The organism is Streptomyces sp. NPDC007162 (assembly GCF_040634175.1).
Lineage (GTDB): Bacteria > Actinomycetota > Actinomycetes > Streptomycetales > Streptomycetaceae > Streptomyces.
Genome location: NZ_JBEYFC010000305.1, coordinates 1 through 10,937, shown reverse-complemented (window position 1 = coordinate 10,937; position 10,937 = coordinate 1). Strand labels below are relative to the sequence as shown.

Annotated in this window: 11 protein-coding genes and 1 pseudogene; 3 read left to right on the top strand and 9 right to left on the bottom strand. The window is 70.9% G+C overall.

The features are described from left to right. Positions 1 to 205 precede the first annotated feature (205 nt). Positions 206 to 958, bottom strand: coding sequence for an IclR family transcriptional regulator (locus ABZ646_RS29490; protein ID WP_360525274.1), 753 nt, complete (start codon positions 956 to 958; stop codon positions 206 to 208). Between the two features lie 274 nt (positions 959 to 1,232). Between ABZ646_RS29490 and ABZ646_RS29485 the strand changes: the two genes are divergently transcribed. From ABZ646_RS29485 to ABZ646_RS29475, 3 genes are read left to right on the top strand one after another with little or no spacing between them, the layout of a single operon-like run. Then, on the top strand, positions 1,233 to 2,498 hold the full coding sequence (locus ABZ646_RS29485) for a CaiB/BaiF CoA-transferase family protein (protein WP_360525271.1): 1,266 nt from the start codon (positions 1,233 to 1,235) through the stop codon (positions 2,496 to 2,498). 17 nt (positions 2,499 to 2,515) lie between these two features. Continuing rightward, positions 2,516 to 3,418 carry a fumarylacetoacetate hydrolase family protein gene (locus ABZ646_RS29480; RefSeq protein ID WP_360525268.1) on the top strand — a complete coding sequence of 301 codons (903 nt, stop codon included), beginning with the start codon at positions 2,516 to 2,518 and terminating at the stop codon, positions 3,416 to 3,418. Beyond that, positions 3,415 to 4,230: an enoyl-CoA hydratase-related protein gene (locus ABZ646_RS29475; RefSeq protein WP_360525265.1), complete on the top strand. Its 816-nt coding sequence runs from the start codon at positions 3,415 to 3,417 to the stop codon at positions 4,228 to 4,230. The genes ABZ646_RS29480 and ABZ646_RS29475 overlap by 4 nt, the downstream gene beginning before the upstream one ends. A 289-nt stretch (positions 4,231 to 4,519) precedes the next feature. Here ABZ646_RS29475 and ABZ646_RS29470 read toward each other — a convergent pair whose 3' ends face one another. The 8 genes and pseudogenes from ABZ646_RS29470 to ABZ646_RS29435 all read right to left on the bottom strand — a co-directional run. Next, a complete protein-coding gene (locus tag ABZ646_RS29470) occupies positions 4,520 to 4,999 on the bottom strand; it encodes a hypothetical protein (protein ID WP_360525262.1) in 480 nt (159 codons plus the stop codon). A gap of 7 nt (positions 5,000 to 5,006) precedes the next feature. After that, positions 5,007 to 6,587: a long-chain fatty acid--CoA ligase gene (locus ABZ646_RS29465; protein ID WP_360525259.1), complete on the bottom strand. Its 1,581-nt coding sequence runs from the start codon at positions 6,585 to 6,587 to the stop codon at positions 5,007 to 5,009. A 42-nt stretch (positions 6,588 to 6,629) separates the two neighbouring features. Next, positions 6,630 to 7,469 carry a 3-(cis-5,6-dihydroxycyclohexa-1,3-dien-1-yl)propanoate dehydrogenase gene (gene hcaB / locus ABZ646_RS29460; RefSeq protein WP_360525257.1) on the bottom strand — a complete coding sequence of 280 codons (840 nt, stop codon included), beginning with the start codon at positions 7,467 to 7,469 and terminating at the stop codon, positions 6,630 to 6,632. A 3-nt stretch (positions 7,470 to 7,472) separates the two neighbouring features. Beyond that, positions 7,473 to 8,339, bottom strand: coding sequence for an alpha/beta fold hydrolase (locus tag ABZ646_RS29455; protein WP_360525254.1), 867 nt, complete (start codon positions 8,337 to 8,339; stop codon positions 7,473 to 7,475). 12 nt (positions 8,340 to 8,351) lie between these two features. Next, positions 8,352 to 8,903 carry a 3-phenylpropionate/cinnamic acid dioxygenase subunit beta gene (locus ABZ646_RS29450; RefSeq protein ID WP_360525251.1) on the bottom strand — a complete coding sequence of 184 codons (552 nt, stop codon included), beginning with the start codon at positions 8,901 to 8,903 and terminating at the stop codon, positions 8,352 to 8,354. A gap of 97 nt (positions 8,904 to 9,000) precedes the next feature. Next, entirely contained in the window at positions 9,001 to 10,221 is a 1,221-nt protein-coding gene (locus ABZ646_RS29445; RefSeq protein ID WP_360525248.1) for an FAD-dependent oxidoreductase, read from the bottom strand. Further along, on the bottom strand, positions 10,218 to 10,565 hold the full coding sequence (locus ABZ646_RS29440; protein ID WP_360525245.1) for a bifunctional 3-phenylpropionate/cinnamic acid dioxygenase ferredoxin subunit: 348 nt from the start codon (positions 10,563 to 10,565) through the stop codon (positions 10,218 to 10,220). Before ABZ646_RS29440 ends, ABZ646_RS29445 begins: the two co-directional genes overlap by 4 nt. Then, a pseudogene (locus tag ABZ646_RS29435) lies at positions 10,562 to 10,937 on the bottom strand (aromatic ring-hydroxylating dioxygenase subunit alpha); the annotation flags it as partial. The gene ABZ646_RS29440 and the pseudogene ABZ646_RS29435, both read right to left, overlap by 4 nt.

Sequence of the window (10,937 nt, the reverse complement as noted above, 5' to 3'; positions counted from 1 at the left end):
GCTGGCCCGCGTCGGCCGGGGCGGTGAGGATCTGCTGGTAGGCGGGGTGGTCCGGGATGTCGGGGCGGTCCGGCCCGGTGGCGGGTGAGGGCAGCTGGAGCACTCACTGCTGAGCGGACCGAGGTTCTGCGCAACGACTTGCCGATCGAGGACCCAGCACTCAGCGCCTTTCCCAGCCCAGCCAGTCCGCTGGCCCGAATCCGGGTCAGAACGTGTCAGCCTCGACAGGCAGGGCGACGGCGACGGCTTCCGCCGCGAGGCGGACCTTCTCGCCGTAGGGCGTGAGGAGTTCCGGAAGCATGCGGCTCTTCGGGCCCGAGATCGACAGTGAGGCGATCGGCCGGCCGCGGCCCGGTCGGATGGCGGCAGCGACGGAGACGACGCCCTCCTCGACCTCCTCCCGGCAGATCGCGAACCCGGCCTCGGCGATGCCCCGAAGTTCGGCCCGCAGGCGGTCGGGGTCGGTGATCGTGTGCGGAGTGACCGCGTGCAAGCCGCCGGCGATGTACGCGTCCACCTCCTCCTGCCGCAGGGCGGCCAGGACGGCCTTGCCGTTCGAGGTGGCGTGCAGCGCTCCCCGCGCCCCGAGCGGCGCAACGGCGCGGACGGGCCGGGTGCTGTCGACCCGCTCGACCAGGACGACCTCCCGGCCGGCAGGGACCATCAGGTGCACCGTCTCCCCGACTTCGGCGCCGAGGTCCCTCATCGTGGGCAGCGCGGCGGGCCGCAGTCCCCCGCGGGCGCTGACGGCACTGCCGACCACGAAGGCGCGGACGCCGACCTGCCACCGGCCGCCGCCCGCCTGCTGCTCGATCCAGCCCGCGTCGGCGAGTGTCGCCAGGTTGCGCTGCACCGTGGTCTTCGGCAGGCCCAGGGTCCGGGTCAGTGCACTCAGCCCGATCGGCTGGTTGACCGCCACGGCCTCCAGCACCTGCAGTGCGGTAGTGACGCTGCGCATCGTCCTACCTTCGTTCCCGGGCATGTCGCTGAGCGCCTCTCCCCTGATGTTCGCACGTCAGCGGCGCAGTCTACCGGTTCGCCGTCCTCTGCGCGGCCCTGCGGCGAAAGCACGGTTTCCCCTGAGCCCGCCGGGCCGGTTCGCCTCCTCCGCTCTGGCCGAGAGCCGTTGAAACGGCCGCTTGACGCACCGGAATCGCGGATCTACTTTTACCCAGGGTCCTAATTACGGTCCACTGGTCCGCATAGCGGACCAACAGAGAGACGGGGGCGCAATGACGGCAGCAGTGAATTCCGCCCGACCCGGCCAGGCCTTTCTTGAGGGAGTACGAGTACTCGACGTGACCGGAGCCCTGGCAGGCCCTTACTGCACGACCATCCTGTCCGACCTGGGCGCGGACGTTCTCAAGATCGAACCGCTCACCGGTGACCGCATGCGCGCACGACGGCTGGGGCCGGATCGCAGGCCGCTCCCGTTCGTCCTGACGCATCGCGACAAAGGGAGCCTCGCGGTCGACATGAAGTCCGCCGCGGGCGCCGAGATCGTGCGGTCCCTGGCGCGGCGCAGCAACGTCCTGGTGGAGAACTTCCGGGCCGGCGCCATGGCGCGGCTCGGCCTTGGCTACGAGGATCTGCGGCCGGAGTGCCCCGACCTCGTCTACTGCTCCATCTCCGGCTTCGGACAGTTCGGGCCGATGCGCGATGCGAAAGGCATCGACCTGATCGCGCAGGCCTACAGCGGGCTGATGTCCGTCACCGGGACCACCGATGGGCAACTGGCCAAGGCCGGGTTCCCCGTGTCCGACGTGGGCACGGGCATGTGGGGCGCGATCGGGGTGCTGGCCGCCCTATTGCGCGCACGCGCCGGAGGCGGCGGCGCGTACGTCGACGTCGCGCTCGCGGACTCGGTGGCCGCCTGGTCTCTGTGGGAGGTCGCCGACTATGTGGCGACCGGTGTGGAACCGGTCCCCCTGGGCACCGCCCACCGTCTGGCCGCCCCTTATGAGGCGTTCACCTGCCAGGACGATGCCACCCTCGTGCTCGGCGCGGTCGACCGGGCGTGGGAGGCTCTCTGCGCCGTCCTGGAGATCGATCTGGGCGACGACCCGCGCTTCGCCACGGAGTACGAACGGTTCTTGAACCGGGGATCCCTCGCGGAGATCATCAAGGCACGCTTCGCCACGGCTCCCCGGGATCACTGGATGGACGCGCTGCGGTCGGCAGGGGTCCCCTGCGGCCCGGTCAACAGCATCGGCGCCATCCTCAGGGACGAGCAGTTCGCCGCGCGCGGCCTCTTCCTGCACGACGAGAAGCGCTTCGCGGAGCCCACGATCGTGAATACTCCCATCGTCGCCGACGGGGCGCCACGCGCCCGTGGTCCCGCGCCCGAAGTGGGAGCGGACACTCTCGCGATCCTCGGCGAACTGGGGTACGACGACGAGCGGATCGCCGCACTGGTCGAGGACGGTGTCGTCGGTGTCCCCGATGCCGACGAGAGCCTGTACACGCTGGCGGTCCGTAGCGCCGAGGGGCAGAAGTGAATCAGGAGGGCATCCTTATGACCACTCCGACGCATACGTCACCGGTGGACTGGGCGGACGGTCTCGGTCTCGCCCGTGTCCTCCACGGCGGTGGCCCCGTCGTCGTACTGCGGCGGGACGGCGCGGTCGAGGCACGCTTGGCCCTGGTGGACGGGCACACGTTCGATGACCTGCCCGCGCTCCTCGAAGCGGCCGAAGGTGACCCTGCGGCCATCGAGGCCGGCACTGTGATCGAGGCGCCGGACGATCATCTGCTCAGTCCGGTCGGGCGTCCCGGCAAGGTCATCTGCATCGGCCAGAACTACCTCACGCATGTGCACGAGGGCGGCCGCGAGGCGGGACCAGCTCACCCCGATCTGTTTGCCAAGTGGCACACCTCGCTGACGGCGCCCTTTGCCGACGTGGCGCTGCCGCCGGAGTCGGACCAGGTCGACTACGAGAGCGAGCTCGCCGTGGTCATCGGTATCCGTGGACGCCGGATCGCGGTCGAGGGCGCCGCGGGCATCGTGTTCGGGTACACGGCGGCCAACGACGTCTCGGTCCGTGATTTCCAGTTCCACACGGGGCAGCGGACAGCCGGCAAGGCATGGGACGGCCTCACCCCCGTCGGACCGGTCGTCGTGCCCGCCGCGCAGCTCGGCGGCGTACGTCCCGACCTCACCATCACCGGCACCCGCGACGGTGAGGTGCTCCAGGACGACCACACTTCCTCGCTGCTGTTCGGGATACCGGAGCTGCTGGCCTACATCACCACCGTGATGACCCTGGAGCCGGGCGACCTGATCCTCACCGGCACGCCGGCGGGGGTCGGGTTCGCGCGCGAGCCCAAGGTCCTCCTGCGGCACGGCTCCGAGTTCGAGGTGTGCATCGAGGGGATCGGCGCACTGCGCAACCGCTTCGTGGACGAGAAGACCGAATGACCTCGGCGGCCGCTCCCCCACGCATTCGTACCGACCTACGCGACGCCGTCGCCACCGTGGAGATCGTCAACCCGGCCCGACACAACGCGCTGTCCGTGGCGATGATGACCGAACTCACTGTCGCGCTGAGGACGATGGACGAGGACCCGGCCGTCCGGGTGGTCATCCTGCGCGGGGCTGGTGAACGGGCTTTCGTCTCCGGCGCGGACATCAGCGAGTTCCCGGACCAGCAGGACAGGGCCGCGCGGCAGGCGGCGGATGAGGCGGCCAGAACTCTGTTCGCGCAGTTGTCCGCGCTCTCCGTGCCCGTCATCGCCCGCATCCACGGCTACTGTCTGGGCGCGGGCATGGCCCTCGCCCTGGGCGCGGACCTCCGCTGTGCGGACACCCGCGGCGTCCTGGCCATCCCCGCCGCCCGCCTGGGAGTCGGCTACCCCCTGGAGCAGACCGCCGCACTCGTCCAGACCGTGGGACCGGCCGCGGCGAGCGACCTGCTGTTCACCGGACGCCGGCTCCCGGCCGCGGATGCGCTCGCCATGGGGCTGGTGGACCGGGTCGTCGAGCCCGACGAGCTCGGCAAGGTCGTCGACGAACTGGCCGCAGCCATCGCGGCGAACGCACCTCTGTCGGTCCGCGCCGCCAAGGCGTCCCTACGGGCCGTCCGCCATCTGAGCGGGGGTGACGGCGCGTCAGGGGATGCCACCCACCGGCTGGCTGTCGAGGCCATCGCCCGCTGCAGCACTTCAAAGGATCTGCAGGAAGGCGCCCTCGCCTTCCTGCAGAAGCGGCCCCCGAGCTTCACCGGCCATTGAAAGCATCCACTTCTTCCGCCGGCGATGGGAGCACCGCGCGCGAGGCGCCTCCGCCTTGGAGGTCTCCGGTTGAACCGGTGCACGAATCGCTCGGGCAATGCCCGGTGTGGGCGGGGCCGCGGCCGATGACCGGCGCTCTCCCACGCCACGGCCGGCGGCCGGCCCGGCTTACGCCCGGGCCGCTGCGGGTCGGGTACTGCCTCGCAGTCGAACCGTGGCGGCTCCCGGGCACAGAGGCGTCGTTTCGACCTCCGGCACGGACTCCGACCGGCATGTCGGCACGGGTGGCTCAGTGGGGCATGTCGTCCAGGGCCGTGGACACGCCCGCGAGGCTCGGCGGCTCCACCGCGTACAGGACAACGGTCCCCCCGGGGAGATCCGCCTCCGTGACCCGCAGGAACCCGCCCTCCTCCAGGAGGAGTTGTTTCGCGGTGTCGTCCTCGTCCGGCGCCGCGATCACCCGGCGGCAGCGTGGCTCGGCAGTGAAGAGCGCGGGTACGAGACCCCGGAGCAGCCGGGCGGCAAGCCCTTCCCCTCCTGCCGGCGCCACGACGCTCACGGCGAGATCATGGGCGCCGAAGGGATAGCAGGCCCGAAGGGGGTGCCCGGGAACGCTGTGCAGGCTGAACTCGATCTCCGCTGCCCCTTCGACCGGCGACGCGACATAGACACGCGTGGTCCGGCGGGCAGGGCGGGAGGAGTCCAGGAGGCTTCTGAGTCTCCAGCCCGGAACACTGGTCTCCTCAAGGTCGGGGACAGGCATGGTCATGGCCGGCTCACACACTCTCGACGTGCTGTCGCTGCGCGTCCACCCAGCGACGCAGCTCGGACTTGACCACCTTGCCGCTCGCGTTGCGGGGCAGCTGCTCGGCGACCAGGATCCGGGTGGGCAACTTGTAGCGAGCCAGGTGCCGGCCTGTGAAGGCGCGAACGTCCTCCAGCGTGGGTGACGTACCTGACTCACAGGTGAGGACGGCCAGAACCGTCTCGCCCCACTTCGGGTCCGGCACACCGATGACGGCCGCCTCCAGCACACCCGGGTAGGCGGCCAGGACACGCTCCACCTCGGCGGGGTACACGTTCTCCCCGCCACTGATGATCATGTCCTTGAGGCGGTCAACAATGTAGTAGCAGCCGTCCTCGTCCCGGTGGGCGATGTCACCGCTGTGGAACCAGCCCGCGTCGTCGAAGGCCGCGCGGGTGGCGTCCGGGTTGTTCCAGTAGCCGACGGTCACGTTCGGTCCGCGCACACAGAGTTCGCCGCGAGCGTCCGCCTCCTGGATCACGGCCCCCGTGACGGGGTCGACGAGCCGGATCTCCGTGTACGGCATCGGAACGCCGGCCGATCCCGTCTTCTTCGCCGTCAGCCCGGCCGGCAGGTGGGTGGCGAAGGGAGCTGTCTCCGTCAGGCCCCAGGCCTGCTGGAGCAGGATGCCCCGCTCGGCGTAGTCCGTGATGAGCTGAGGCGGTACGGGCGCGCCAGCCACGATCGCGGCTCTCAGGGAGCTGAGGTCGGCGTCTGCGAAACCGGGCACGCGGGCGAGGGCAGCGTACATGGCGGGTACGGCGAAGAAGCTGTTCACGCGGTGCTGGACCAGATCGCGCAGGCACTGCTCGGGGTCGAAGCCCCGTCGCAGGACCACGGTTCCGCCCCGCACCAGGGTGCGCAGGGTGAGGGCGTTGAGGCCGCCGATGTGGAAGAGGGGGGCCACGGCCAGGTTCACGTCGTCCGGGCGGGTGTCGACGGTGCTGTCCACGTTGACGGCGTTCCACCATATGTTGCCGTGGGTGAGCATGACGCCCTTGGGCCGGTCCGTGGTCCCCGAGGTGTACATGAGCACGGCCAGGTCGTCCTGGTACAGCGCGACGGGTTCACGGACGGGCCGGTCGGAGGTGAGCAGGTCCGACAGCGGGGTCCAGACGGTTCCGGGCGAGCCCGCCGCCGGACACTGCGGATCGGTGTCGGCCAGTACGCGGCAGCGGGCCGGGGCGTCGGTGAGGACCGACTCGACCAGTTCCCGGTGCCCCTCTTCGACCACGACGGTGTGTGCGCCACAGTCGTTCAGGATGTGCTGCACCTCGTCAGTCGCGAGCCGGAAGTTGACCGGGACGAGGACCGCGCCGAGGTGGGCCGCCGCGAACAGCGTCTGAAGGAACGTCACGCTGTTGAAACCGAGGTAGGCGATCCGGTCGCCGCGGCGCAGGCCCCGCTCCGCCAGACCGGCGGCCAACTCGGCGGCGGTCCGGCTCAGTTCACCGGCCGAGACCTCCCGGCCCTCGTAGATGACGGCAGGTGCGGTGGGGAGCTGGCTTCTGCGGCGCAGGGCCGCGGTGGGGCTGATGTCGACGGCGGCCATGGGGCGGCTCCTTCGATGGCAGTCGGACACTGGTGGGAGGGGTCAGAGGCCGGCGCCGCCGGCCGGCTTGCGGAAACCTCGGACAGCGATCCCGCCATCGGCGGGTATGACGGCTCCTGTGACGGTGCCGCTGTTGGCGCGGGAGGCGAGCAGTACGTAGGGACCGGTGAAGTCCGCCGGCTCCACGCTGGAGTCGTACAGCGGAATGAGCGGTTGCTGTTCCTGCCCAGACGCCTCGTTCTTGGCGAAGGAGGCTTCGAGCGTGCGGTTCTGCAGGCCCAGGCTCTGCGGTCCGCGCAGCTTGGTGCGCATGCCGCCGACGGCGACGCCGTTGACGCGGACGCGCGGCGCCAGCTCGTAGGCGAACTGGCGGAGCAGGCCGAGGCAGGCGTGCTTGCTGGCGGTGTACAGAGAGCCGCCGCCGTCGGTGTGGAAGCTGGCGTTGGACAGTGTCATGACGATGCTTCCGTGGGTGGCGACCAGCTCCCGCCAGGCGGCTTCGACGGCGAGGACGTAACCCTTGACGTTGATGTCGAAGATTTCGTCGAAGGCCTCGGAGATCTCCTTGCCGGACAGCCGGGTGACGCTGCGGTGGTAGTCCCAGATCCCGGCGTTGGGGACGAGGATGTCCAGTTTGCCGAACGTCTCGACGGTTGCCTCCACCGCGCGGTGCAGGTCCTCGGGAGACCGCACGTCGCCCGTGACGGGCAGGACCCGCTCCCCCAGGTCGCCCGCGGCGGCCACCACCTCGTCCAGCTGCTCGCCGTTGCGGCCGAGTACGGCGACGCGGGCGCCCTCCGCAAGGTAGCGCAGGGCGACGGCGCGGCCGATGCCGGAGCCGCCGCCGGTGATCAGGGCGACGTCACCCTCCAGCCATCCCATGGCTCAGTGCTCCTTGAGGAAGTCGGTGACCAGGCGCTCGAACTCCGCCTGGCGCTCCAGCTGAACCCAGTGGCCGCAGCCGCCGAAGACGTGCAGCTGGACATCGCGGATCTGCTTGAGCATGAGCTGGGCGCCGTCGAGTGTGATGGTGCGGTCGTCACGGCCCCAGAGCAGCAGCGTGGGCGCCTTGATCCTGTGGACGCGCTGCCACAGCGGGTCCATGCCGTGCCGCTTGCCGAAGGCGGCGTTGTACCGGTGGTAGAAGGCGATGTGGGACTCGTCGAGGGATGCCTCGTAGCGAGCTTGCGCGGTGTCGGCCCACCGCTTGGGCTCGGCGGTCATCACGCCGATGAAGTCCCGCATCTTCTTCAGGGTCGGGCCCTCGCCGTTGTAGTAGCGGAACATGGCCTTCTGGCCCTCGGTCGGGGTGGGCCCGAAAGGAAGCCAGCCGCCGCCGGGAGCCATCAGCACCAACTTCTCGACTTGGCCGGGGGCGTCGAGCGCCGTGGCGATGGCGGCGGCCCCACCGAGGCTGTTGCCGAGCAGGTGGAAGCGGTCGATACCCAGAGCGTCCAGGGTCTGCAGCAGCGCGTCGACGGTGATCTCCGTGATGCTGCGGGCGTCCAGGTCGGCCTCAGTAGGGCGGTAACTGCCGCCGAAACCGGGCTGGTCGGGCAGGATCACGCGGAAGTGCCCGGTGAGGGCGGGCAGGTTCTGGCGGTAGTTGGCCACCGCGCTCGCGCCGGGACCGCCGCCGTGCAGCATCACCAGCGCCGGCCCCTGGCCCGCCTCGCTGACCGCGATCGGCCCGAGCGTGGTCTGCACGGTGTGCTCGAGGAGCTTCGGCTCTTCAGTCTGGGCAGTGGTCACGAGGGTCTCCGGTCACAGGAAGGTGCTGATGTTCTTGGCGAGCAGGACGTTCTGGTCGAGCAGGATGGTGCGCCGGGCGATCAGGAGGGTCCCGTCCTCGGTGCGGCGCAGGACGTCGGTGCGCCCGCCGGCGTAGAGGTCCACCTCGCGTTCCAGGCGGTTGCGGTAGCAGAGGAAGGCGGACTCGGCGACGTACTCGTCCGGCGCGTCTCCCGCCTGGACGGACACGTTGGTGATCAGGTGCCGGGTACGGGACGGCGGGTCCTCGGCCCAGGCCATGCCCGAGTCGAACCGGCGGATGCGCCAGACCAGGCTCGCTTTGGTCTCGTCGAAGATCGCGACCTCGCCCGGGGCGCCGTCCGCCAGGGCCTGCTGGCGGCGCAGCCGGTTGGTGCGGACCGGCGCCCAGTAGTGGAGGTCGTCGGCCAGCAGCTCCAGCCAGTCGGCGTAGCGGTGCTGGTCGAGCAGTTGGGCCTCCAGGGTGTAGAGGCGCTGCACTTCGAAGTGGAGCCGGATGTCGTCGTCGACGGCCGCTGGGGTCGTCTCCGGTGCGTGCGTACTCATCGGTGAGTCCTCCTGCGGGCCGCGCTGAGTGGTGTCATTCCAGCGCGACCGGCGTGGTTCGGGGAGCGTCCGTGCCGGTGTGCGGCACACCGGCGCCTCAGCCCTTCAGCAGCTTGCGCAGATCTGCGCTCTCGTCGGCGAGTTGGGCCGGATCGACCGGGATGCCACGGTCGATGAGCCGCCGGGCCGCCTTGACCTCGCGGGCCCGGTCGATGGCCGCCGCGGCGACCAGCCGGTCGCCGTGCAGGCCGAAGACGGTGAAGGTGCCGTCGCCCGGTGCGCCGCGCACCACGGTCCGTTCGGCGTCCGCCATGGTGCCGACGGCCTCGAGGCGGGAACCGTGGCGGTCGGACCAGAACCAGGTCGCCGTCGGCTTCGGCCCGGGACGGCCCATGATGGCCAGAGCGGCAGCCTCGCCGTCCCGCTGGGCGGCGTCCCAGTGCTCGTGCCGTACGCGGTGGCCGTCCTGCCGGGCCACGTCGCCGACGGCGAGGATGTTCGGGTGGCTGGTGCGCTGACCGGCCTGTACGACGATGCCGTTGTCCACCGTCAGCCCTGCGGCCTCCGCCAGCTCGGTGGCCGGACGAATGCCGATACCGGCCACGACCGTGTCGGCGGCCACAGCGCCGCCCTGTCCGGACAGGTGCACCAGCACCTCCCGGCGGCCCGGGCGGCGCTCGATGCGCTCGACGCCGGCGGTCCGCACCTCGATGCCCTCGGCGGAGTGCCGCGCGTGCAGGGTACCGGCGATCTTTTCGCCGACCACCGCCCTGAGGGGGACGGGCACCGGGTCGATCAGCGTGACCCGGCAGCCCAGGGCACTTGCGACGGCCGCGGTCTCGGCTCCGATCAGGCCGGCGCCGATCACGGCGACCCGGGCACCGGGCAACAGCTGCGCCCGCAACCGCTCGGCGTCCTCCCAGGTGCGCAGCAGGTGTACGGCGGGGTCGTCGCCCCCGAACACGGGCAGCGCGCGGGGCGTGCCGCCGGTGGCGAGCACGATCCGGTCGGCGGTGGCGGTACGGCCGTTGGCCAGCTCCACTCCCCCGTCGTGCGGCCGGATCGCGCGGACGAGGGCCCCGTCATGGAGTTCGACGCCCTGGTCCGCGTACCACTGCTCCGGTCGCAGCAGCACGTCCTCACGTCGGGCCTTGCCGAGCAGTACGTCCTTGCTGAGCGGCGGCCGGTCGTACGGCAGGCCGCGCTCTGCCGAGTACAGCACCAGCTGTCCGTCGTAGCCCCGGTCGCGCAGCACGTCGCACAGGGAGACGGCGGCCAGGCCGGCGCCCACGACGGCGATCCGTCCTGGGGCGCTCATGCGGTGGTCTCCTCACCGGGGTGCAGCCAGATGCCGCCGTCACGTACCTCGACGCGGTGGGTGCGCTGGGCGACGGTCGCGGGCATGCACTGCGGCCGGCCGGACTTCAGGCAGAAGCGCGCACTGTGCAGCGGGCACTCGACCTCACCGCCCTCGATCCACCCGTCCGCGAGCGAGGCCTGCCCGTGGGAACAGGTGTCGTCGAGGGCGAAGTACTCGCCACCGTCGTGGAAGACGGCGATGGCGTCGCCGTGCCCCGTCGTCTCGGCGGGGACCTTCAGCGCCTCGCCCTCCTCGATGTCGTCGACGGCGGCGACCCGGATACCGGTGCCGGTTGTGCTCATGGGGTGTCCTTCTCGTTCTCGTGCCAGGCGGGCGTGTTCATCAGGTCGCGCCAGCGGGCGTAGAAGCCACGGGCCGCGCCGTCGCTGTAGAGGCGGCCGGTCGTGCCCGGATGGACGCCGTCCTCTTCGGAAAGGCCCAGCCCCATCTGGTAGTTGAGAGTCATGGAGCCGGCCACGAATCCGTGTGCGGTGGCCTGCACCTCGCTCCAGTTCTCGCCGTCGTCCTGCTCGAAGATGCCGCTCGGTCCGAAGGTCCGCAGGTTGTACAGGCGCTGGGCGTTCTTCACCTCGTCCGGCGCGGATATTGGACGCAGCGTCCCGGAGGCGTGGCGGACCCAGGCGGCGCCCGCGTCCTCGGCCCGCGAGTGCATC

Coding starts and splice junctions, on each gene's coding strand:
- ABZ646_RS29490 (WP_360525274.1), bottom strand. CDS start 958: ATGCGCAGCGTCACTACCGCACTGCAGGTGCTGGAGGCCGTGGCGGTC.
- ABZ646_RS29485 (WP_360525271.1), top strand. CDS start 1,233: ATGACGGCAGCAGTGAATTCCGCCCGACCCGGCCAGGCCTTTCTTGAG.
- ABZ646_RS29480 (WP_360525268.1), top strand. CDS start 2,516: ATGACCACTCCGACGCATACGTCACCGGTGGACTGGGCGGACGGTCTC.
- ABZ646_RS29475 (WP_360525265.1), top strand. CDS start 3,415: ATGACCTCGGCGGCCGCTCCCCCACGCATTCGTACCGACCTACGCGAC.
- ABZ646_RS29470 (WP_360525262.1), bottom strand. CDS start 4,999: ATGACCATGCCTGTCCCCGACCTTGAGGAGACCAGTGTTCCGGGCTGG.
- ABZ646_RS29465 (WP_360525259.1), bottom strand. CDS start 6,587: ATGGCCGCCGTCGACATCAGCCCCACCGCGGCCCTGCGCCGCAGAAGC.
- hcaB (WP_360525257.1), bottom strand. CDS start 7,469: ATGGGATGGCTGGAGGGTGACGTCGCCCTGATCACCGGCGGCGGCTCC.
- ABZ646_RS29450 (WP_360525251.1), bottom strand. CDS start 8,903: ATGAGTACGCACGCACCGGAGACGACCCCAGCGGCCGTCGACGACGAC.
- ABZ646_RS29445 (WP_360525248.1), bottom strand. CDS start 10,221: ATGAGCGCCCCAGGACGGATCGCCGTCGTGGGCGCCGGCCTGGCCGCC.
- ABZ646_RS29440 (WP_360525245.1), bottom strand. CDS start 10,565: ATGAGCACAACCGGCACCGGTATCCGGGTCGCCGCCGTCGACGACATC.